The organism is Coraliomargarita sinensis (assembly GCF_003185655.1).
GTDB lineage: Bacteria > Verrucomicrobiota > Verrucomicrobiia > Opitutales > Coraliomargaritaceae > Coraliomargarita_B > Coraliomargarita_B sinensis.
The window spans coordinates 425,022-447,956 of record NZ_QHJQ01000002.1 but is presented as its reverse complement, the minus strand read 5'-3'; the positions used below and the strand labels follow the sequence as shown (position 1 = coordinate 447,956).

At 55.9% G+C, this 22,935-nt stretch carries 20 protein-coding genes; 13 read left to right on the top strand and 7 right to left on the bottom strand.

Annotated elements, in window-relative coordinates:
• Positions 1 to 71: 71 nt before the first annotated feature.
• The 5 genes from ribH (at position 72) to DDZ13_RS04450 (ending at position 4,559) form a co-directional block, all read left to right on the top strand.
• Entirely contained in the window at positions 72 to 551 is a 480-nt protein-coding gene (gene ribH / locus DDZ13_RS04470; RefSeq protein WP_110130221.1) for a 6,7-dimethyl-8-ribityllumazine synthase, read from the top strand.
• Complete coding sequence (gene nusB / locus DDZ13_RS04465) at positions 527 to 988, top strand: transcription antitermination factor NusB (protein ID WP_110130220.1); 462 nt, start codon at positions 527 to 529, stop codon at positions 986 to 988. The genes ribH and nusB overlap by 25 nt, the downstream gene beginning before the upstream one ends.
• A gap of 96 nt (positions 989 to 1,084) precedes the next feature.
• Entirely contained in the window at positions 1,085 to 2,017 is a 933-nt protein-coding gene (gene ftsY / locus DDZ13_RS04460) for a signal recognition particle-docking protein FtsY (RefSeq protein WP_110130219.1), read from the top strand.
• Positions 2,018 to 2,194: 177 nt separating this feature from the next.
• Positions 2,195 to 3,277 carry a 3-dehydroquinate synthase gene (gene aroB / locus DDZ13_RS04455; RefSeq protein ID WP_110130218.1) on the top strand — a complete coding sequence of 361 codons (1,083 nt, stop codon included), beginning with the start codon at positions 2,195 to 2,197 and terminating at the stop codon, positions 3,275 to 3,277.
• A 13-nt stretch (positions 3,278 to 3,290) separates the two neighbouring features.
• A complete protein-coding gene (locus DDZ13_RS04450) occupies positions 3,291 to 4,559 on the top strand; it encodes a Gfo/Idh/MocA family protein (RefSeq protein ID WP_110130217.1) in 1,269 nt (422 codons plus the stop codon).
• Here the strand turns inward: DDZ13_RS04450 and DDZ13_RS04445 are convergent.
• Positions 4,556 to 5,575: a ThuA domain-containing protein gene (locus tag DDZ13_RS04445; protein WP_110130216.1), complete on the bottom strand. Its 1,020-nt coding sequence runs from the start codon at positions 5,573 to 5,575 to the stop codon at positions 4,556 to 4,558. The genes DDZ13_RS04450 and DDZ13_RS04445 overlap by 4 nt on opposite strands.
• Positions 5,576 to 5,735: 160 nt before the next feature.
• On the opposite strand from DDZ13_RS04445, the gene DDZ13_RS04440 reads away from it, so the two are divergent.
• A complete protein-coding gene (locus DDZ13_RS04440; RefSeq protein WP_233246072.1) occupies positions 5,736 to 8,159 on the top strand; it encodes a DUF6288 domain-containing protein in 2,424 nt (807 codons plus the stop codon).
• 882 nt (positions 8,160 to 9,041) lie between these two features.
• Here DDZ13_RS04440 and DDZ13_RS04435 read toward each other — a convergent pair.
• The 3 genes from DDZ13_RS04435 to DDZ13_RS04425 all read right to left on the bottom strand — a co-directional run bounded on the left by DDZ13_RS04435 (position 9,042) and on the right by DDZ13_RS04425 (position 11,727).
• Positions 9,042 to 10,493 (bottom strand): Do family serine endopeptidase, encoded by a 1,452-nt coding sequence (locus DDZ13_RS04435; protein WP_110130214.1) that lies wholly within the window; start codon positions 10,491 to 10,493, stop codon positions 9,042 to 9,044.
• Positions 10,494 to 10,565: 72 nt separating this feature from the next.
• Complete coding sequence (locus DDZ13_RS04430) at positions 10,566 to 11,264, bottom strand: sulfite exporter TauE/SafE family protein (protein ID WP_110130213.1); 699 nt, start codon at positions 11,262 to 11,264, stop codon at positions 10,566 to 10,568.
• A 10-nt stretch (positions 11,265 to 11,274) separates the two neighbouring features.
• A complete protein-coding gene (locus tag DDZ13_RS04425; RefSeq protein WP_158279788.1) occupies positions 11,275 to 11,727 on the bottom strand; it encodes a S24/S26 family peptidase in 453 nt (150 codons plus the stop codon).
• Between the two features lie 280 nt (positions 11,728 to 12,007).
• Between DDZ13_RS04425 and DDZ13_RS04420 the strand changes: the two genes are divergently transcribed.
• From DDZ13_RS04420 to DDZ13_RS04400, 5 genes are all read left to right on the top strand, one after another.
• On the top strand, positions 12,008 to 12,487 hold the full coding sequence (locus DDZ13_RS04420) for a S24/S26 family peptidase (protein WP_110130211.1): 480 nt from the start codon (positions 12,008 to 12,010) through the stop codon (positions 12,485 to 12,487).
• A 111-nt stretch (positions 12,488 to 12,598) separates the two neighbouring features.
• The gene (locus DDZ13_RS04415) at positions 12,599 to 13,330 is read left to right on the top strand and encodes a response regulator (protein WP_233246071.1); all 732 of its coding nucleotides are present in this window, start codon (positions 12,599 to 12,601) and stop codon (positions 13,328 to 13,330) included.
• A 66-nt stretch (positions 13,331 to 13,396) separates the two neighbouring features.
• The gene (gene aroC, locus DDZ13_RS04410) at positions 13,397 to 14,488 is read left to right on the top strand and encodes a chorismate synthase (RefSeq protein ID WP_110130210.1); all 1,092 of its coding nucleotides are present in this window, start codon (positions 13,397 to 13,399) and stop codon (positions 14,486 to 14,488) included.
• A complete protein-coding gene (locus tag DDZ13_RS04405; RefSeq protein ID WP_110130209.1) occupies positions 14,488 to 15,222 on the top strand; it encodes a GTP-binding protein in 735 nt (244 codons plus the stop codon). Before aroC ends, DDZ13_RS04405 begins: the two co-directional genes overlap by 1 nt.
• Before the next feature lie 191 nt (positions 15,223 to 15,413).
• Complete coding sequence (locus DDZ13_RS04400; protein ID WP_110130208.1) at positions 15,414 to 18,872, top strand: PPi-type phosphoenolpyruvate carboxykinase family protein; 3,459 nt, start codon at positions 15,414 to 15,416, stop codon at positions 18,870 to 18,872.
• 13 nt (positions 18,873 to 18,885) lie between these two features.
• Here the strand turns inward: DDZ13_RS04400 and DDZ13_RS04395 are convergent, their stop codons facing one another.
• A complete protein-coding gene (locus tag DDZ13_RS04395) occupies positions 18,886 to 19,530 on the bottom strand; it encodes a phosphoribosylanthranilate isomerase (RefSeq protein WP_110130207.1) in 645 nt (214 codons plus the stop codon).
• Positions 19,531 to 19,718: 188 nt separating this feature from the next.
• On the opposite strand from DDZ13_RS04395, the gene DDZ13_RS04390 reads away from it, so the two are divergent.
• Positions 19,719 to 20,558 carry an NAD(P)-dependent oxidoreductase gene (locus tag DDZ13_RS04390; RefSeq protein ID WP_110130206.1) on the top strand — a complete coding sequence of 280 codons (840 nt, stop codon included), beginning with the start codon at positions 19,719 to 19,721 and terminating at the stop codon, positions 20,556 to 20,558.
• A gap of 3 nt (positions 20,559 to 20,561) precedes the next feature.
• Here DDZ13_RS04390 and DDZ13_RS04385 read toward each other — a convergent pair whose 3' ends face one another.
• Positions 20,562 to 21,059 carry a DUF2062 domain-containing protein gene (locus DDZ13_RS04385; RefSeq protein ID WP_110130205.1) on the bottom strand — a complete coding sequence of 166 codons (498 nt, stop codon included), beginning with the start codon at positions 21,057 to 21,059 and terminating at the stop codon, positions 20,562 to 20,564.
• Between the two features lie 30 nt (positions 21,060 to 21,089).
• Positions 21,090 to 21,677, bottom strand: a complete 588-nt coding sequence (locus DDZ13_RS15810; RefSeq protein WP_110130204.1) for a methylated-DNA--[protein]-cysteine S-methyltransferase — start codon at positions 21,675 to 21,677, stop codon at positions 21,090 to 21,092.
• Positions 21,678 to 21,905: 228 nt separating this feature from the next.
• On the opposite strand from DDZ13_RS15810, the gene DDZ13_RS04375 reads away from it, so the two are divergent.
• Positions 21,906 to 22,934 carry an ABC transporter ATP-binding protein gene (locus DDZ13_RS04375; RefSeq protein WP_110130203.1) on the top strand — a complete coding sequence of 343 codons (1,029 nt, stop codon included), beginning with the start codon at positions 21,906 to 21,908 and terminating at the stop codon, positions 22,932 to 22,934.
• Position 22,935: the final 1 nt, after the last annotated feature.

Sequence of the window (22,935 nt, the reverse complement as noted above, 5' to 3'; positions counted from 1 at the left end):
GAAGCCTAAAATAAGCATTCGAAGTTCGACGTTGAATGTTCGATGATCCCCGTTCTTATTGAGCGCCCGCAATGAGTCTCAACACGCCCAGTTCCAAACAAATCGACGGCAGTAGCTACAGCTTTGCCATTGTAGCCGCACGCTACAACGAAGAACTGGTGGACTCACTGGTGCGCGCAGCGGCAGCCACCCTGGAAGCGTCGGGCGCGGCCGCACCGCTGGTCGAGCGCGCCCCGGGATCGGCGGAACTGCCTTTTGCCGCTTCGTTGCTGGCGAAATCGGGCCAGTTTGACGCCATTATCACGATTGGGATGGTTATTGCCGGCAGCACACAACATCATAAGGTGATTGGGGAAAGCACCGCAATCGCTCTGCAGGAACTCAGCATTCAGTCCGGCCTACCCATTATTAACGGCATTATTGTAGCTGAGAATCAGGAGCAAGCCGCAGCCCGTGCCGGAACAACGATCAACCGCGGCAAGGAGTTTGCCGAAGCCGCCCTCGAAATGGCGGCCTACACAGAAAAATGGAAGACGAAGCAAAACCAGTAAAACGCAGCTCGCAGCGGCGCGAAAACCGTAAATGCGCAGTGCAATTTCTCTATCAGTGGGAGCTCAACAAACCCGAGCAGCTCAATGATGCCCTGCGGGTCTTTCTCGAGACACTGGAACAGGAACGCGACTACTACGCTTTTGCCGAGGAATTGATTCACGGAACAATCGAGCACATCAAGGAGGTGGACGCGGAAATTCTAGCCCACGCCGCCAACTGGAAGTTTGAGCGTATCGCCAAAGTCGACCTCTCGATTCTACGACTGGCCATTTATGAGTTGCTCCACCGGCGCGACATCCCACCGGTCGTCAGTATCAATGAAGCGATCGAACTGGGCAAAATCTTTTCCAACCCGGATTCAAAGCGTTTCATCAACGGCATTCTCGACCAGATGAAGAACAAAATCGACCGGCCGCTGCGCGAAGCGTCGGAATAGGAAAGCAGACTGTCGTGTCGAACCGTTAATTGACGTCAATTAACGGTTCAAAAAAGAGAAAGCACAGCCGACTACCCGATTTAAGCTAATATTTGAATGAAATCATTCTTCAAAAAATTCAAAGACGGCCTGAAACGCCAGACACCGACCTTCCAGAAAGCCTTCGACGGGGTTTTCAGCGGGGCCAAGCTGGATGCGGAGGCCCTCGAAGAACTGGAGGAAGCGCTCTACACGGCGGACTTCGGCGCCGAGACGGTAGAGGAAATCATCGAGGAAATTCAGGCGGCTTACAAAGCCGACAAGTCGATGCGGGGCGAGGATGCCGCCCGGATCGGCGCCAAGGTTTTAAAGCAGGTGCTCGAAGGGGCGGAGGGCCGGGTCGAAGTCGGCCGGCACCATCCGGAGGTTATTTGCCTGGTCGGCGTCAACGGTTCGGGCAAGACCACCACTTCCGCGAAGCTCGCCAAACTGTATCAGGACGATAACTACAAAGTATTGCTCGGCGCCTGCGATACGTTTCGCGCCGCGGCCAACGAACAAATCAAACATTGGGCGGACCGGCTCGACATCGATATCGTCTCCAGTCAGCACGGGGCCGACTCAGCTGCAGTCGCCTTTGACGCCTACGAGGCGGCCAAGAGCCGCGGTCGCGACATCATCGTCCTCGACACGGCCGGACGCCTGCACACCAAGAGCAACCTGATGAAGGAGCTCGAAAAGCTGGAGCGCGTGATCAAGAAGCAGGATGCCAGCGCACCACACCACAGCTGGCTGGTGGTCGACGGGAGTCTGGGCTCCAATTCGATCGAGCAGGCCCGCATGTTTCATAAAAGCTTTCCCCTCACCGGACTGATTGTGACGAAGCTCGACGGCACCAGCCGCGGCGGCGCCATCGTGGGGATCTACCGGGAGTTGAAGCTGCCCATCTATTTCGTCGGCCTGGGCGAACAACCGGACGACCTCCAGCCATTCTCCGCTGCGGACTATGCCAACGCGATCTTTGGGATTACGGAAGACGTTGAGAGTTGATGCTTACCTCATGTTGGGCGTTGAATGTTGCTCTCAGAGTTAAGATTGTTCTCATGATAGCATACCATTCTTCAACAAGGGCACCCGTCTCCGAAAACGACCCGTTGGAAAATACTCCCAAAAAAGCCGTAACCTACAACGCTCAACGAACAACGACCAACAAACAACGCCCTCATCATGAGCACTGAGTCGCTACAAGTCGAACTGGCCGAACGCAGCTACCCGATCCACTTCTCCGGCAGCCATGAGCTCCTGAAAAAGGAAGTGCACCGGCTTCGTGATATGGGACGCAGTGTGCGGGTGATCAGCGATGCCCGGGTATTGGATGCGCAACCGGACTACCTCGCTCAGGCCGGCTTCAAGGACAGCGAGATTCTCTCCCTGCCCCCTGGTGAGCAGAGCAAGTCGGTCGATAGTTTCAGCCAGGCGCTCAGCTTTCTGGCGAATCAGGCCTGCAATCGCGACTGCGCGCTTTTCGCCTTCGGCGGCGGCGTGATCGGTGATTTGGCTGGCTACGTGGCCGCCAGCTACTTGCGGGGGATCGATTTTTATCAGATCCCCACCACCCTGCTCTCCATGGTCGACAGTTCGGTCGGCGGGAAGACCGGAATCAATCTGCCCGAAGGCAAAAACCTGGTTGGCGCCTTCTGGCAACCGAAAGCCGTTTACATCGACAGCACCCTGCTCCAAAGCCTGCCACCGCGTGAATTCGCCGCCGGCATGGCCGAAGTCATCAAATATGGCATGCTGGCCGATGCCGGCTTGTTGAGCGACCTTGAAGATTACGCCGGCCTCTCTGCGGCATCTGAGGAACTCCCGGACGTGGTGCGCCGCTGCTGCGCGATCAAAGCGCAGGTGGTAGCCGACGACGAAAAAGAGACCGCCAGCAGCGGCGGGCGTGCCCTTTTGAATCTCGGTCATACCTTCGCCCACGCCATCGAAAATGTAGCCGGCTACGGCGAATACCTTCACGGCGAGGCGGTCGCGATCGGTCTGGTCCTGGCCACGCGGCTCTCCGTGGAACTTGGCCAACTGCACACCGAATCCGTTGAACGCGTGGAGTCGATTATCGCGTCCTACCAACTGCCGACCCGACTCCGCGACCCACTGCCCATGGATCAACTTATGCTGGCCATGCAGCGCGACAAGAAAACCCGCGGCGGCAAGCTGCGCTTCGTCAGTATGAAGGCACTGGGTGAAGCCATCACCAGCGACGGGGTCGATCCCAAACTGGTCGAAGAGATCTGGACACAGGCTTGAAAGATTCAGAGCGATGAGAAGCACCCGGCGTAGATTCCTGAACCAAGCGGCAACTCTGGCAGGAGCGTCAGTTATTTTTCCGTCACGAACCTTTGCCCAAAAAGTAGCCGCTAATGAAAAGATCACGGTGGCCGGCATCGGCCTCGGTCCGCGCGGCAGAAATTTGCTAAAATGGTTCCTCCCCCAACCGGATATTCGATTTGTCGCCATCGCCGATGTGCAGAAAGAGCGCCGTGAGATTATCCGCCGAATGGTCAACAGGTATTACGGTAACGAGGACTGCAAAACCTACGTCGAGATGCAGGACATTCTCGCACGCGACGATATTGATGCGGTCATTATCGCCACCAGCGACCGCTGGCATGGCACGGCTACTATCTGGGCTGCCAACGCCGGCAAGGATATCTACTGCGAAAAGCCCTGCGCCATGAGCATCGAGGAAAGTGCCCATGTGGACGAAGCCGTCCGGGCCAACCACCGGATTTATCAGGCCGGCATGCAGCGGCGTAACGTCGACAACTTCGCACTCGCCACCCAACTTGCCCGTGACGGCAGCCTGGGAAAACTCAAGGAACTCCATGCCGGGATCTGGTTGCCGCAGCCGGTAAAATCCAACCTGCCCGGCGAACCCGAACCGGACCCGTCTCTGTGCGACTGGGACCGCTGGCTCGGACCGGCACCGGCCCGGCCCTACAATGAACAATACGTGCGCGGACGTTGGCGCTACTACGAAGGACTTTCCGCCGGCTGGGGACTACACGACTGGGCCTCCCACACCGTCAACCTCTGTCAGTGGGCACAGGGTGCGGATGCAACCACCCCGGTGGAATATTGCTTCGAAGATGAGAAATTTTACGCAAGCTATGCCAACGGCGTGAGGATTGTCATGCGTCTTGCCGGATGGAAGAAAGAAGGCGGCTGGCTCGGCCTCGGCTCCTGCCCGGTTCGCTACGTCGGAGAAAATGGCTGGGTCGAAGCAGGAGATTTCAGCAAGATCGCCTACAGTGACGATGCCCTCGCCGGGGGCAGAACATTTGAAGAGATCGGTGGGGGCGATGCTTCAAAACATATTCGGGAATTTCTCGATTGCGTAAAGTCGCGTCAGCCCACCTCACTCAATTCCAAAGTCATGCGCACCACGGAGATTACCTGCCACGCTGCCGCTATCAGTTGGAAACTCGGCCGCAAACTCAAATTCGATCCGACAAAAGAAGTCTTCATCGGCGATGAGGAAGCGAATGCGCTGCGTACTTACGAAAGGCGCGCCCCTTATACGGTCTAGTTTTTCGACTTGGGCAACCCCACGGTCGGCGACTTCCCAAGAACAAAGTCCGAAGGCTTCAGTGCCCGTGCTTCCCAATAGTCCTTGGGAATAAACGAGAAAAACGTCGGCTCGAAAGGATCGACGTAACTGACCTCGGCTTTCTCAGGCACCTTCAGGTCGAGCAGGAAAAAGGCGGCATTAACGATCACGCGACGGAGGTCCTCGCTTTCGAGATCAACGGAAGCCCCCATCGTGCTCAGGAGAGAGATGCCCTTGGTCCCGCTGGGAGCGGTGTACTCATGCAACCAGATTGCAGCCTGCATGGGATCGTTTCGCGGATCGTCCTGGAGGATTTTCGAATCCGGCTCCATGGTCTCGGTCACGGCTGCCCGCATCAGAACCGTCGCTTTGCTCTCGTCCAGATTCTTGACGGTGTAGACATCACTGGGGGCAAAGACATCCTCAACACTGTTTAGGATGGGGTGTGCTTGCTGAGCCTGCACGGCGACGCCGCGTGCGCCCTCAACCTTGTGCTTGCCGTGGTGGGCCACCCACTTCTCGCCGAGAAAGTTCAGCCCGAAGTTGTTCCAGTCGATCCCGAAGCGGTCGGTTCCACATCTGAAGGCGTGCGTGGCCGTGCGCAAGCCGATGAGGGGCTTGCCGGTATTCACATAATCGGCGAAGTGTTTCAGTTGATCGTCCGGCAACTTTCGGAAGCGCGTGTCCAGAATCACCAAGTCCGCCGTCTTCAATGACTCCAGCCCGGGGATATTGGATTGAATTTGCGGATTGATCACGCCCGTCTCCGGGTTGATGGCGAAGAGCACCGTGGTCTCAAAACCGTGATGCACGCTGAGAATTTTGGCCAGCATGGGGCAGGCTTCCTCGGAGCGGTATTCCTCATCACCGGAGATGAGAACGATATGTTTGCCCTTGCCGGGCCCTTCACCGGCAGGGATCGTCAGCGTTTGATCCTCGGCACAACCAAGGGCAGGCATGAGAAGTGCGGACAGGAGGGAGAAAAATTTGCGCATCGTTTAGAAATTTTGATGAAGTCAGGGAACCGAAGTGCCGAAACCCAGACGATAGACAACTCTGTTAATCGCAGTTAAGCAGACAAGATAATATGCACTTCTGCGACTTGCTCTTGTCTTTATAGATCCATGCCCGCAGTATATGCAGTTTATAAAATCCATGCACGATTTACGCTTTCACACACTTCTACGCTTGGCGGCTTTAGTTAGCCTGGTCGCGGCGATCTCGACTCCGGCCATGGCGGCCCGTAAAAAGGACATTCCGAATCCCGACTTCACCAATGGGGAGCCGATCCCGGAGGGTGCCAGCAAAGACTGGACACTCGGGGCGACCGGCGCCCGCGGCTGGATCTATTCCCATGACATGGAGACCAGTCAGGCGCGGCAAATCCGGATCACAGAAGTCGCGGAAGATTCTCCGGCGAACGGTGTACTGAAAGTCGGGGACGTTATCCTTGGTATCGGAGAGGATGCATTCAGTTATGATGCCCGACGCGCATTTGGTGAGGCGCTGACTGTCGCGGAATCCAATGCCGGCGGAGGCCAGCTGGAGCTCTTACGCTGGCGCGAGGGAGATACGGAGATTGTTACGGTCGAGCTTCCCGTGCTGGGTGACTACAGCTCGACCGCGCCGTATGGCTGCACCAAGTCGGCGCGTATTTTAAAACAAGGCTGCCGAGCATTGGCCGAGAAGATCATGAGCCCGGATTACAACCCCAACCCTATTTCACGCTCGCTCAACGCCCTCGCCCTACTGGCAACCGGCGACAAGACCTGGATGCCGGCCATTAAACAAGAGGCCGAGTGGGCCTCGAACTATTCCGCATTTAAATTCAGCACCTGGTATTACGGCTACGTGATTACCTTTCTGGCGGAATACGTTATGGCAACCGGCGACGAATCCGTCATGCCCGGGCTCCGTCGCCTCGCGCTGGAATCCGCCGAGGGCCAGAGTATCGTGGGCTCATGGGGCCACCGCTTCGCCGGTGATGACGGCCGACTCGTCGGCTACGGTATGATGAATGCTCCCGGTGTACCGCTTACCATCTCGCTTGAGTTAGCCCGTCGCGCCGGTGTGGACGACCCCAAAATTCCGCTGGCCATCGAGCGCAGCATGAAACTACTTCGCTTTTACACCGGCAAAGGAGCGGTGCCTTACGGCGACCACGACCCCTGGATGCACATGCACGACGACAACGGGAAATGCGGCATGGCCGCCGTGCTCTTCAATCTGCTGGAAGAGGAAGAAGGCGCCAAATTTTTCTCACGTATGAGCCTGGCATCCTTCGGGAACGGGCGTGACACGGGCCATACCGGCAACTTCTGGAACATGACTTGGGCGATGCCCGGCGTCAACCAGTCGGGACCGCATGCTACCGGCGCCTGGATGCAAGAATTTGGTACCTGGTATTACGACCTGGCACGCGGCCACGACGGTCTCTTCCGTCACCAAGGTCCGCCGCAGGCCAGACCAGACAGCACCGCAGGCTGGGATGCCACGGGGGCCTTCCTTCTGGCCTATGCCATGCCGATCCGGCAGCTCTACATGACTGGCAAACAACAACCGACAACGCCTCAACTCACTGCAGCCGAAGCGGAGGAAATCATCGACGACGGACGCGGATGGACCAATTCCAACCGCTACGGTCGTTATCTGGAAATGTCCACGGATGAACTTTTGCAACGTCTGGGGAGTTGGTCACCCATCGTACGTGAACGCGCCGCGGTCGCGCTGGCAAAGCGGGACGATCCACCAATCGACGATATTATTGACCTCCTGGACAGCAACAGCCTGGAAACACGCATCGGCGCCTGCCAGGCCCTGGCTCAGCTAAAAGGGAAAGCCCAATCGGCGGTTCCCGAACTGCGCGAAACACTCGAAGCTGACGACATGTGGCTCCGTATTAACGCGGCACAAGCACTTGGAGCGATCGGCGGGCCCGCCAAAGTAGCCGCCGAAGATCTCCTGCAAATGCTGGTTCGCGAACCGGGCCCGGAAGACCCGCGAGCCATGGAACAGCGCTACCTCTGCTTCGCATTGTTCAGCAACCGCGGCGGACTCCTCAGTGACTCCCTGGACGGAGTCGACCCGGATTTGCTCAGAGAGGCCGTACGTGCGGGACTTCGCAATCAGGATGGCCGTGCCCGGCACACACTCACTGCCGTGTATGAGCATTTATCCGACAGAGAGCTGAATAAATTACTGCCCGACGTACTTTACTCCGTGGTCAATCCTTCGCCGAGTGGCATCATGTTTGCCGACAGCAGTCGCCTTGAAGGGCTCAGGATGCTAGGCGAATGGAAAGTCGCCGAAGGTATCGACGCATGCATGTACTACCTAAAGAACCTCAATCACTGGGGCAGCCAGAAGCGGGTCCCCGAAATCCTGGAGGTTCTGCAGACTTACGGCGTGCACGCGAGGCGCACCATCCCGGAGCTCGAAGAACTGGCTGACTACTTCGCCGCCGGCAAGCCGACTTACTTCCCCGAGCACCTTAGCAAAGGCAAAGCTGAAGACGTGCGGGAGGCAATTGAATACCTGCAAAATACGGACGACAAACCGGAGCTGATGAAGGTCCTCTAGTTCGGACAGACACAGTCTCAAGTCACTCTTACGGATGCAGAATGAGCCGTGCGATCGTAAAGGAGACTCAAGCAGTGAGTGAGGGACCAGCGAACGGAGTTGAGGCCTCCGACTGGATATAACTTTTCGTTTCCAGAATGACGCTACGGTATCCTCGCGTAGACTCAATCTTCCTTCTCTTTTATTCTTGGTTAGCCCGGCTGAGCCGGAGACCGCTTATCTTCGCTGATTTAACGCTTATTTGCCCGGCAAAGCTTATTTCCGAAGCATGAATAGGGCTTCTTCTCTTTTCAATTCTCTCTCTAAATAAGCGTACATTAGCGATGTCAAAATTCTCTTTTATATCAGGGTGGAACAGGCGTCCCGCCTGTTCTCAATTCCAATAAGTACGAGACGGCAGAGCAGAGCCGAATTACTTAATAGGATCGGGGTTAAACCGCTTCCGAACCTATTAAGTTAAAGCTATTCGAAGTAAATATCGCGCATAGACGCAGTTCTTTTGGGGTAACTATGTCAGCACGCCCCGGCGTAGCCCAAGAAGCCCGGGACCTCTGCTATCCTCGATTCTTTTTGTAGTTATGGCGGTCCTCTGCCATCCACCCTGTCGAACAATCGGAGCAGAGCCAGACGACCCATCTTAGAAAAAGATGGTCGTGGCATGCCGGCTCGGCGACATCCGGCCTGGTTAACTATAATTAAATCGAAGTGGTATGATACCGATTAAAAAAAAGATTTGATCCTTCTCGATTGTAGCGATGACGCGCACATGTCACGCCGTGGCTGCGTTGAGCGAAGGCGGGATACCGTCGATTGGTACTTAGATACCACCCTCGACCTTGCTGGCGCAAGTTCGCTACACAAATCTTAAACTCCGGATGTTAACTAAAGTTTCAACACGATGAAACGTTTCTGTCCGGCACCCCAGATGTAGAGTCGGTTCATGCCTTCTTCCAGGAGCCCTTCAATGTCACCGGGTTGCTCGACTGTTTCTCCGTTGATCTCCAGAATGACCATTCTCTGCTCAAGCTTGCCGGCAAAGGGGGAATCCCCTTCGACATCGGCGACGAACACGCCTTCGATTTCATCCGGGATAGCGTAATTCTCGCGCATCTCGTCATCAATTGCTTCGAAAAGCACGCCACGGATGTAATTACTATCCTCGCCGGAATTGTATGCCATTCCGTTGAGCGAGCCGAGGGTGACCGGAAGCTTCATCGTTTTGCCCTGACGAATCAGGGTTACCATAACCTTACTGCCGGGCAGCATTTGCGAAACTTCCAGACGCAACTGAGGAGCCGAGACAATTTCGATATCGTCGATTTTCATGATAATATCCCCGTGCTCGATCCCGGCGCGCTCGGCGGGTGAGTCCGGCTGGACCTGATTGACCAGGGCACCTTGTGTTGTTTCCAGGCCGAAAGCATCGGCCATATCACGATCGAGATTAGCGGGAAAAAGCCCGAGCATACCACGCGGCACTTCACCGCTGTTGATCAGATTTTGCGCTACGTTCAGCGCCATGTTCAGCGGGATGGCAAAGCCAATCCCAATACTGCCGCCGCTGCGGGAAACGATCGCCGTGTTGATCCCGATCAAACGCCCCCAGGCATCGATCAAAGCGCCGCCGGAGTTACCGAGATTAATGGCGGCATCTGTCTGAATAAAGTCCTCGTAAGCACCGGGGCCGAGGATGCCGTATGAGTTACGCCCGGTCGCGGATACAATGCCCTGTGTCGCTGTCAGGCCGACATCAAGAGGGTTGCCGATAGCAAAGACAACATCGCCGACTCTCAGCTTGTCGCTATCGGCCAGAGTGATCGCGGGCAATTCATCTTCAGCTTCAATTTTCAAAACGGCCACATCGGTCTTCTCATCCGATCCGATCAGTTCGGCCTCATACTCGGATCCGTCACTGAGCTGGACACGAATCTCATCCGCTTCGCGTCCCCGCATCCCCTGGACCACGTGGTGGTTGGTTATGATGTAACCGTCGGTCGAAATAATCACACCAGAGCCGACACCGATTTGCTCACGCCGCTCACGCGGTGCCTCTCCGCCGGGGGCATTGTCCGGTACGGGAAAACCGAACTGCCGGAATATTTCAGGCACGGGCTGGCGCCCCCCACTCCGCTCGGTGACGATGCGGGAAGTGTAGACCGCGACCACCGAGGGCGTGGCACGCTTCAAAACTTCAGCATAGGTCACCACCGGACCGTCCTGGCTCGGACGGATCTGGCTGTCGTCGATATTAACCCGAAGCTCGGGATTGGCGTTCCCGAACAAAATTTGAAAAGCGGATAAGGCAAGAAGCGTTAAAATAACTCGGATTTTCATTTTTGGATCTGGAAGTTTAGGATGATTTACTTGAGTAGCGACAAAGTGGAATGGAAGAGGTTCCTGTAGAGATCAAAATGGATGACAGACCCAATCCTCGGCCCCTTCGATGCCGAGTGTCGTGCGCAGGCGCCAGGCAACAACCAGAGCGGCCACGAAAGCAACGACCCGCTGGACGCGAAGGAGCATGGAGGGGGTCACCCGGCGATTCATCCGCATAAACTGACTCTGAGCGAGCCAAAGCAGAGGCATCGTCCCCAGACCGAAACCGATGGCAAATTCCGCTCCCTTGAGAGCCGAACCGGAAAAAAGCGCCAGACCGAAAATCATATACAATGGGCCACAAGGCAGTAGCGGGCTGGCAAAACCAATCAAGCCTGCCGCCAACGGCTTGTTTAAACGGCTAAAGCGGGCCGTGGCCTTGCGGTAGTAGTTGCCCAGCCATTTCGGCTTGGGAATAAAACGGTCCAGACGAAACGCCACCACCAGAAAAAACACCACCAACACCCAGGGCAGACGGTTGAGCCAGGAACTTTCCACGGTCTGAATCACGACCGAGCCGAATGCGCCGGCAAGCATCCCCACGATGGCATAGGACAGAAGTTTTGCCAGATGGTAGCTGGTCAGGATGACCGCCGGCTCGGCGTCGCCCTGCTTACTGGGCGTGAATGCACAGGATAACGGACCACACATGGCCACGCAGTGCACGCTGGTCACTAGTCCGGCAATCAATGCCGTGTATGCGTTGTAGACTGTCTGGTATTCAAACATCGATGTCGCACTAGCGAGCCCTTGGCTCGGATGCCTCATTATACAGTACTGTATAAAGCACGCCCATCAAATTTTTGCGAGTCACACGTTCTTTATCCTCACGAGCGTTGTTGATCCCTTTGGCCACCCAGGCATCCGGTCCAGCTCGACGAATGAGCTGGTGAAGCACTTTCTCCCCGTTTTTGTTCAGGTAACCCACAGTCATCCCCTCTTCGAGATCATCAAAATCAATCGGACGCACAATAATGATGGTGTTCTTTGTCAGCACGGGTTCCATCGATGTGCCGCTGGTTCGTGCCATATAGGCGCCGCTGTCCGCAAACTTTACCATCTGCCCCACCTTGAAAGCTTCATCGTAGTCCACTGGGGCAAAGGTCGTATTGTTCGAAGTGCTGGTCGTGTTGCAACCCAGCAAAAGCATGAAGGGTAATAGTAGGACTGCGAAAAGACTCTTCTGAAGCATGCCGAACAGTCTTGTCATCTACTTATGGTTGGCAAGACGCATCCGGTGGTTCTGCGATTGGGATTAAGCGCTCTCCGAAATATTATTCATCACCGGGATTCCGGGAAAGCCGACCTTATAAGGACCATAAGCACCTATCTTTCAAGGTTTTACAATCAGTCTACGTAACATTACGTAGACATTATACGCGACTGCACATCGATGAATTCAGCAAACAAAGGCAGGCGATTGCTCGTTTCACCGGATACCGGAAGCAGCGTCCAGCAGCTATTGTGTAGGCATGAAAACAACAACCTTCATCGCAATCTGCTCCGCCTGCCTTGCAGCCGTTTTCTCTACCAATGCCGCTCCGAAATCCTCCGCTCCATTTGCTAAAGCCCTGAAGGACGCTGAGATGGTGGCTTCTCTTAACCCTGCCTGGAGCGTTCACCGCACGTCCGGCAGCTCGATGGGTGAATTCTTTGGCGATAACTCTTTAATCCTGGTTCAAAATGCTTCCATCGCTGATCTGCGTGTCGGCATGATGGTTGTTTACCGTTCCGCCTCGGGCGAATTGATCTCACACAAGGTGACCGCCCACAACGGCACATCAGTGCAAACCATGGGCGTCGCCAACTGGAAGGCCGATCCGGAGCCGGTGACCGACGATATGATTGTTGGCACTGTTTTCGGTGTTTTTCACTCTGCCGGCGCTCCCACCGGTCCGGTCTATGCCTCCAACGGCAGCGTCATCCCCACCACTTTTTGCAAAACTTACTAATACGAATTTTCCGGATGGATTTTATGTTGTTGTTTTCGTCTGTCCGGTAAGAGGGGCCCCTTCCGTCCTCGACGGGAGGGGTTTTTATTTTCTTTAACTATTCTATGAGCCATGACTGAATTAATCGATAAACCATCCGGCGCCAGCCTTGCCGACCCAGCCCTCGAGGAAGATATGAAAAAAGTCATAGTTATCGAAGACCAGACAGTCATGCGTGATTTGATCTGCCAACTCGTGGAGGGCTACACCACCATGGAGGTTGTTGCGAGTTCCGGAGACGGTGCCGAAGGCTATGAACTTTGCCTGGAGCATGCCCCCGACCTTGTGATTCTCGACATCATGCTGCCGAACCTGAACGGCAGTGAAGTTTTGCGCCGCCTTAAAGCCAAGAATCCCCGCATCAATATTCTGATCGTTTCGGCCGCGTCCTCCAATTCCATGGTCAACCGTCTGCTCAAATCCGGCGTGACGGGTTATATCGAGAAAGACGCCGGACTGGTCGAATTGGAAAAAGCGATCAACCTTGTCGCTGACGGCCGCTCCTACTTCAGCCCCCGTGTCGTCGACGCCATGCGTGAGCTGATGGTCAGCGGCGGGCAGGAAGATTCACTGGAATCGCTAACCACCCGTGAGCGCGAAATTGTGCAGCTCATCGCGGAGAGTTACAGCAACAAGGAAATTGCCAGCAAGCTAGGGATGAGCGTTCGCACCGCCGACACGCACCGCACCAACATCATGAAGAAGCTCGACCTCCATGATGTGGCGGCCCTGACCCGCTGGGCGATCGCCAACAAGCTCGTCGACCCACTGGGTGGCGACATGAGCACGATCGAAGAAGCTTAATCGCTTCGGCGATAGTTCTCAGCGGCAGCATTGACTTCGCCTCTGGAGGCGTTGCATTCTGTTCGGATGGGTAACACCTTCGGCACATTATTCCGCATTTCCACCTGGGGCGAAAGCCATGGCGGTGGCATCGGCGTCGTCATCGACGGCTGCCCGCCCCGCCTGCCCATCTCCACCGAAGAAATTCAATTTGAACTGGATCGCAGACGCCCCGGACAAAGCGAGATCACGACGCCCCGCAAGGAGAGTGACTCGGCTACGATCGTCTCGGGAGTTTACGAAGGCCTGACACTGGGCACGCCCATCGGGATCTACGTGCCCAACGGGGACCAGCGGCCCTCCGCCTACTCGGAGATGAAGGACAAGTTTCGTCCCTCCCACGCCGACTTCACCTATCAGACCAAGTTCGGCATTCGAAACCATGAGGGTGGCGGGCGATCCTCCGCACGTGAAACCATTGGCCGGGTCGCCGCCGGCGCCATCGCCCGGAAGGTTCTCAAGCTGGCAGGTGATATTGACATTCGTGCCTACATTACCCGGGTACACGACATTGAGGCGCCGGCCATCGAACACTTTCCGAGCTTGGAAGAAGTCGAAGCCTCCCCCGTGCGTTGCCCTCACCCGGAAACAGCCGAAACGATGGTTGAGCGCATTAAGGCCATGCGTTCCGAAGGAGACTCCGTGGGCGGACTGATTGAATGCCGGGTGCGCAACCTGCCTGTCGGATTGGGCGTGCCGGTCTTTGACCGCCTTGAAGCCGACCTGGCCAAGGCCATGCTCTCACTACCGGCCACCAAGGGCTTTGAAATCGGCAGCGGGTTTGAAGGCACCCGACTGCGCGGCTCCGAACATAATGACGTTTACGTTAACAAGGACGGAAAAGTCGGCACCGCAACCAATCGCTCCGGCGGTGTACAAGGCGGTATCAGCAATGGTGAAGAACTTATCTTCCGCGTCGCCTTCAAGCCCACGGCCACGATCCTGCAAAACCAGGAAACCGTCGACAAAGAAGGCAAAGCCACGGAGCTCATGGGCCGGGGCCGCCACGATCCCTGCGTGGTGCCGCGCGCGGTCCCCATCGTCGAAGCCATGGCTTCTCTCGTCCTGGTGGATCACTGGATGCGACAAAAAGCTCAGTGCGATAGCTTCGAATTTTAATGTCGGAGCGTCCCCTAGTCTATCTGATTTTTGGTATCCCGGACTCCGAGCGCCGGACTGTCCTCTTTGACTTGATCGAAGGCGGCATCCCGCCGAGCGAGGACGTCCTTTATTTTCGCCCGAAGAGTGAAAACAATTCACCCTTTGACGAACAGATCGAGGCTCTCGAAAATGTCAGTGTCGTCGACTGGGAAGTCTCAGACAGTAAGGTAAGCCATGGCCCGATTACGGCCGCACCGGAAAAGATTATTTTTCTCGCTCCCGGCGACAGCGACCCGGCCGACGTGGCGGAAGCACTCAAGGCATGGATCAGTCACAACGACTGCGAGTTGGGACGGATTATTACCGTCTTGAATTGCTCGTTCCTCAAAGAGCAGGAGAAATCGAGAGCATGGTTTGACGCCTGCATTCATTTCTCCGATGTCGTGCTGCTGTCACGCCGCGAATCAGTCGAGAACAAATGGCTCAAGGAATTCGAAGCACGCTACCGTAAAGCCTGCTACCCCTGTCACATCGAATTGGTCAGCAAAGGCAAAGCGAAGAACCCGGCCGCTGTGCTCGAACCCGAGGCCCGGCGCATGTCACTATACTTCGATGAACTCATTCCCATCGAAGAAGACGAGTTTGACGATGAGGAGCAGCCTGAAGACCTCAAGCCCGACCGCTACATTGAACGGAATGAAAGCGGTCAGCGTGTCCGTCCCATTATTGAGATCGGAAAAATGCTACCCTGAAAAGTTATTCTTATTACGATATTTCTTGTAATAAGAATATCTAATCCCTTAACTCTTTGATTTGAATACGGGAATGTCCCAGTCTGGTTCATCTTGCATTCAACAACAGTTAATCAAAAACATCAGTCACTTCGGCATGTTTCGTGCAGGAGCGACGCTTATCTAAATCCGAAAATCAAATACTGAAACTTATGGACTTCAAAACCCAACTCGGACTCGATCCCGAAACCGCTGAATATGCTCATGAAGAGGGTTCGTTGATTGATTATGTCAACCTGAAGCTGACTTCGATCGGACAGCCCACCTACGGTGAAGGCTCAGGCTCAGATGTCTTCGGCCTCGGCAAGTCACTGCTTGCCAGCTACCAGGAGAAGTCCCGCCTGCTTGCCGATTATCTCCCTCCCTGCGACCAGCGGATCCAGAGCTTCATCATGGATTACTTCAGTGATTTGGAGATGGAGGAACTGCCCCACCTGCCCAACGAGACATTGATGCTCGACCGCCACGGAGTCGCCCGGACGCTCTCCATTCCGGCAAAAGGTGACCATTTTTCATCCAATATTATCGATTCCTACCGGATCAAGCAGGGCGTGCTCCACAATCCCAAGAGCGATCGCCGCACCACCAAGGGCGTCTTCCACGTCGCCGAAGGCGGTCTCCCGATTCCGAACGATAAGAAAGCTGTCCCGAAGCTGGCCGCAGCACGTCTGATCAAGAAGGCACTGACCACAGCGCCGGACGAGCTTCTCACCCTTCCCTTTTTGGCCAATGAAGACATCAAGGCCAAGGCTTGGGTCTCTTTGCTCCTGCGTCCTGTGGTCGTCCCCGAAGTGGATGGTTTCACCGAGGAGAAAACCATGGAGGTGCGCTTCTTCGTACCGGGTAACCTGATCAGCAACCTTGACTTCGTCGAGTCGATCTTCGGCAACGGCGGCGATCCCTTTATCGCCGAGAACGACGCCGCACTTGATCCCGCCCACTGGACCGGCACCAGCGGCTGTGTCATTCTCGCCCCGCACTTGATGGGCACGACCAAGAAGGAGTTGGGGCTACCTCATATCTCGGAAGCCACCGACCGCCAGAAGCGTGACGGCATGTGCTGGGAAAAAGAGGATGAACTCTACAATGACGGAGGTGCCTTCAAAATCACCTGCCGCGATGCGTCCGGTCGCGTGGTTACAGCGATCGCTGACAACTACTTCGGCTACTGCAAGAAAGAGGTAAAAACCCAAATCGGCTTCTCGGCCAACCTGATCGGACTTGCTGAAGAGGAACACGCCGGTGGGACCCTCGCCTTTACCGGATACGATCTCGGCGAAGACTTCCAGCTGAGCCAATACTTCCCGATCGTTGACCAAACCTTCGACGGTGTGGTGGCCCGTTACATCGACCTGATTGATGTCCAGCCGGAAGGCTACGCTATCGACAAGAAATACAGTGACATCATCTACATTCCGGAGGATTCACGTATCGAGCTGAACAATCAGAAGATTACCTGGACCAAAGATGGTGTCGAGCAGACCATCAAGCTCCTGCCCGAGCGCACCTACGTCCTGCCCTCCGGCTACAAAGTCGAGATGGTGAAACCGGCGGAAGGCCGCCGCTGGCGCCTGGTCGGCTACACGGCTGAAAGCCGCGTCTGCCACAAGCCCTGCACCGTCTCGGGGGGGGGCAAGTCCGAGATTTCCAAGCCGATTACCGATGCGATTATCTCCGGCCCGGTCTTTGTCAGCGACTTCCAGAAGGACTTCGACCTGGCGGAAGAAATCATCAACAAGGAATTTGGTGAGCGGTTCAGCGATAAATCGAAGAATCGCAAGCACGGGCGCCCGCTCTTGAGTAAAGAGCGTTCCCTCGGCTCTGTCGTTAAGCTCCTCACACCGTCCGACACGGACTACACCGAAGAATACAATGCCTGGCTGGAAAGCATCCCGCAGCATGTCAAAGAACTCGTCCTGATCATTAAGCGCTTCTACAAGGATGACTGGGGCAGCGACTGGCGCCAGCGTTTCACGGTGGATCTGATCAACGGCCAACCCGGCAACATTCTCCGCTACCGCGGTCAACCGATGCTGACACAATACCTCCGGGTCGGGTACACCGAAGATGGTTCCTGGCGGACTTTTGGTCTGCGCAAGGACTTCTTCCCGGCTCACAAGATTTCGCTGGAAGACGATATCACCGCTTCGGTGGTGGCACCGACCTCCCAGCTAAACAGTCTGCCGCCGGAGTGGCACCAGCCCTCTTCCAAGTTCGTTCACAACTGCGAATACCGTTTCTTCCAACGTCCGGACGATGCCATCATTCGCGGCTACGACAAGCAGGCCGAGGCGGACCTCAGCTCGCTCGGTGCCTTCCTGAGCAACTACGAACCACTTGGCCAGGAATATGCCAAAAACGAGACCGAAGACGCAATCCGCTTCGGGCAATACACCGAGCCGATGCAAAATATGGTGCGCGACTTCGTGGAGAAAGGCACCCCCGACTACTATTGCACGAACGCCTACCCGCGTATGGTGGACGGCAAGCCGACGAAGAACCCGCGCTATCTCCAGGTTCGTCCGGACCTGAAGAGCCCGCGTGATCTATATCTCTCCGACATGAGTTCCCGGCTCTACCGTCGCCAGACGGCACATACGCCGATTCTACGTCCGGTCACCTCCATCCTTCCGGGCCGCCGGAACAACCCGGCGGATCCTGCGGCCGGCATCAAGCCACTCTGCGTGAACAATCCGATTCATTACATGGAGCTGCCTGAACTCTTCATGGAGTATATCGCCAGTATCACCGGCAAGTCACCGTCGACCACCGGTGCCGGCTCCGAGGGCGCCCTGACCAAGGCTCCTTTCAACGCCCTGCCGCCGATCTATGATTTGAACAACGCGCTGGTCTCCTATCTGGCCACCGAGCAGCCGGCCTTCATCACGGCAGCAGGCTATGTCGGACCGCACTATCGGGTGGACCACGACATCAGCCTGCTCGTGCCAGAGCTCTGGTGCCGCTTGAAGCCGGAAGAGTCTGATCCGAAATTCCTGATCGAAAACGGTTACCTTGAAAAAGTGGAAGACTTCGAGCACGAGGGTCAACACGTCCCCGCCAGCCGGATCGGACACCGTATTACGGCGAAATTCGTCCGTCACTTCTTTGGACGGGTTTTCAACAGCCCGACATCGGTGCTCAATGAGGAAATGCTTAAACCTGAGCTTCAGGACATGGACACCTACGTCGAAGGCATGCTCACGATCGCCGCCGCGCACAAGGAAGTCGCAGAGAACTACTTTGCCGACGGCTCGGTCGAAGATGCCTGCCCACCACTGAAGGCACTCCTCCACATCATGGCGAAGGGTGACTATGAGGGGAAGGACATCAACGATCCGGAAATCCGCGGGCTTTTCAGCCGGGAATCGATGCTGGAAAGCGACTGGTACAAGGAGCGGCTCGCGAGCCAACAGGAGCATGATATCGCTGCCTGGAAGAGCCATGTCGAATATCTGGAACACTTCCTCAAGCGCGACACCCATACCGTCGTCGCCCAGCGCCTCGGCATCGAGCAACGTCTCACCGCCGCCAAGGAACAGCTTGAGAAGGTCAGTAAACCCAGCTATCTGAAAGAGCTGGTCGGTACTATCGGCCGCCAGCCCATCAAGTAGGAATGCCCCCAGCCTAGGATGGCTTCAAAGCCCCGAAGAGCTCGCGCAGCTTTTCGGGGCTTTTCATTCCCGGCTCCGTTTCCACGCCGCTGTTCACGTCCACGCATCCCGCGCCGGTCGCGGCAATCGCCTCGAGCGCGTTTTGCGGATTCAGTCCGCCCGCCAGTATCCAGCGGGTTGCGGGGTTTTGCTGCTTCAGTTTGGCAAAGCCGTCCCAATCTCCGGTCTCCCCCGTGCCACCGACCCGATCTTTATGATACGTATCGAGCAGCACGGTATCGGCAAATTCATATACCATCTCCGGGAAGACATCTCCGGGCTTGAGCCGGGGAGCGACCCAGAGGCGTTCGCGACCGACCAAGCCGGACCACCCGGCCAAAGACGCGAGTCCGATATCAAGTCCCGTGTGGATCTGAAAGAAATCAAAGCCAGCGTCACGACGGGCCTCGAGCTCCTCCGTGCCGGTTTCGACATCAACCAGGACCCGCCGCCCCTCGGGCACGCGGCTGGCCAGCTCCATGGCACGTTCCAAAGAAATTCCGCGCGGCGATTTCGGATAAACAATAAATCCGCAATAGTCCGCGCCCAACTCCAGAGCCAGATCCACATCCGCCTCACGGGTCAGTCCGCAGATTTTGACTGTAACCGGTCGATACATAACTCCAGAGAAAAGAAGTCTCGAGTGACCGCAATCACTCTTTGCAATTTGCTTTCAGGACATGAGGCCAACAAAACTTAGCTGAATTTCGCCCCCTGACCGAAAGCACCCCGTTGGATCCTAGGTGCACCTGCCATCATCCCACTAGACTGTTTGACATTCAGGCGGCCTCCCAAAACCCTTACTTCATGAATGAACAAAACGTAGCTGTTCTCGGTTTGGGGCTGATCGGTTCGATCTGGGCCAAACATTACGCCGACGAAGGACAACTCGCGGCATGCTGGAGCCGGAGCCCGAAGCCGGACCTGCCCTTTCAAATCGAAACGCCTGCAACCTGCGCCGAGAAAGCTCAATACATTCAGCTCTGCCTCTACGACGCGGATTCCGTCCGGGAGGTCCTCGGAAAACTGCTACCCCACCTTGGCGAGCAACACACGGTGATCCAGTCCTCGACTATTGACGGCGTCAGCGCGGAAGAGTTTTCGGCACTTGTACGGGAATCGGGTGCTTCGTACCTGGAAGCTCCGTTTACCGGCAGTAAGCCGGCAGCCGAGGAACGAAAAACTGTCTTCTTTCTCGGGGGAGAGGATAAGATTGTGCAGGACGCAGAGCCGATCCTGCAGACCATTTCCACCAAACGTTTTCATATTGGCACGCCCCGGCAGGCTGCATCGATCAAGCTGGCCATGAACCTGCAGATTTCGGGGATTTCCCAAGCCCTCTGCGAAAGTATTACCATGAGTCGCGACGCCGGGATCGCAGACGACATCTTTTTTGACGTGATGAAGCAAAACGTGGCCTGGTCCGGGCTCTCTGCTTTGAAGGAACCGAAGCTGCGCGACGCTGATTTCAGCCCTCAGTTTTCAATCAAGAACATGCACAAGGACATGCGTCTGGCGAAACAGACTGTTGAAAACGAGATGCCGCTTTTGACTACCATCGCGAAGTGTCTCGAAACAGCTGAGCAAGCAGGTTATGGTGAGGATGATTTCATCGCCCTCATCCGTAACCTGCCGACGAAATCATAGATATTACGCGGCCGGCCCGTGCTCCTCTTTCTTACGGGTCAGGGACTCGGTTCCTTGAGGCGAAACCCGTTTGGATAAGACTGTTATACTCAGGTAGTAAACAAGCAGATAGATAACCGGCGCCAGGACCAACCAGCCGCTAATCACATGTATGAAAGTCCAGGCGAACTCCCTGGTCGTCGCAATCCAGTCGTCGAAAAAGATTTTACTGAACTCACTTAAACTGAGCATAAATGGCTCGGCCGCAAAAAGCCACTCCCCGAACCGCAGGAAAGGTATGATCAGCAGCCATTTGAGCGGCCCCAGTACCCAATTCAGGGCCTGAACAATCGGCTGATTGAGCCGAAAGAGAAAAGCGCTCAGGGTATTTAACGGGGTGGAAAATCCAATGATAGGGAAGATGCCCAGCGTAAACGACGAGGCGATCGCAATCGAACCACGACGCAGGTTAAGCCCGTTGGTGAGCTCTCTGTGGATGACGCCTTTGACCTTCTTGAACACGTCAAATCATCGTAACACCCGACGATTAACTTACTCCGCCCCACCCAACTGTCGCCTTTCATAAGCTAAACAAGCTGTTTTCATAGCAGTGCCCCAGCGATAGCCACCGAGTTGGCCGTCGCTACGGATAACGCGGTGGCAGGGAATCAACCAGGCGATCGGATTGGCCCCAATCGCGCTGCCCACGGCACGCGTCGCCTTGGGCCGACCGATACTTTGCGCGATTTCGGAGTAAGTCCTGACCTCGCCGGCGGGAATCGCCCGTAAAGCCTGCCAAACTTCAAGCTGAAACGGAGTGCCCCGGACAAGAAGTGACACAGAGACCTCGGCAGGGGCTTTAAGTGAAAACATTTTGCCCGGCAGTTCATCCGTCATGCCGGAATGATTGTTCAAGGATACGCCGGGCCAGCGCCGGCAAAGATCCGCAGACCTCGCTTCGTCGCTCCCCGGCGGAGCAAAAGCCAGGTAACAAATCCGGCCGTTTGTCTCGCCGATCATACACCTCCCGAGCGGCGTGGCATAAAACCCGTAATTGATGACAGTCGGCCAAGTGCCAGCCCTGCCCTCTTCGACCGGAACGCATTCCAAAATCGAACCTGCTGCGTCACACCCCGACATGATTGTTAGCTACCGGCGGACAATCCTTCAGGCAAGACTTTAGGGCAGTTCCAGAAATGCTGGACTACGCGGCGAGAATCGGATCCGAAACATCGCAATGCGAAGGCCAAGGGCGCATTCGGGGCTTGATGCTGTCGGTGAGGAACACAATCTGGATCTTTTGAGCGACTGACAATATATCGCGCAACAGGAAACAACTTTTTCGCACTGAAGACTACATCCTACGAAATGGAAGAAACACCGAGCATTCACGTTCGCAACTTAAGCCGCCAGTTTGGGCCGGTCAGTGCCATTCAGAATGTAAATTTCACGGTCAACAAAGGTGAAGTCGTCGGCTTTCTCGGCCCCAATGGCGCAGGCAAGAGCACGACCATGCGTATTCTTTCCGGTATTTTATCCGCCAGTTCAGGCTCGGCCTGGGTGGGCGGAATTTGCGTGGCCCAGAACCCGCATGAAGTAAAACGGAAAATCGGCTACATGCCGGAAAACAATCCCCTGCCCGACGACATGCGGGTGGTTGAATATCTGCGCTTTCGGGCCCGCCTCAAGGAGGTGCCGGGGCGTAAACTCCGCGAGACCGTACAGGAGGCGATGGAAATTTGTGATCTGGCACGGACCGCACGCCGTAAAATCATCGGTACCCTGTCCAAGGGCTTTCGCCAGCGGGTGGGCATCGCCGACGCGCTCCTGGGCAAACCTGAAATCATTATCATGGACGAGCCGACCATCGGCCTGGACCCTCACCAGATTCAAGGTATCCGAAAACTCATCGATAACCTGAGAGGTAAGCTGACGGTGGTTATTTCCAGTCACATTCTGCCCGAAATCGAGCGCTGCTGCGACCGGGTCATCGTCATCAACCGAGGGCGCGTTGTCGCTGCCGGCACCAGTCAGGAATTACGGGATGAATTTATCCCCGGGAACCGGTTCCTCATCGAATTGGAAGGTGCCACCGAAATTGCCGGCCTGGCGCTCAGCGAGTCCGGTATCGATGCCGCCATTATCGAGGAAACCGAAGTCGATGAAAAGCGCAGCAAACTGGTGCTCCGCATCGAAAGTCAAAACACCGACGGGTCCGAGCTCATCAAAGTACTGAGCAAACGAAGTGAATTCACCCTTCTAAGTCTCGCACCCTGCGAACCCACCCTGGAAGAAATATTCCTGGCAGCGACCAAACGCTCGTGGGAAGAGACGATTGAAAAAAAGCATACCGACCCCCAGCCTGAACCTGAAAAGCCGGCTGAAGCGAACACATAAC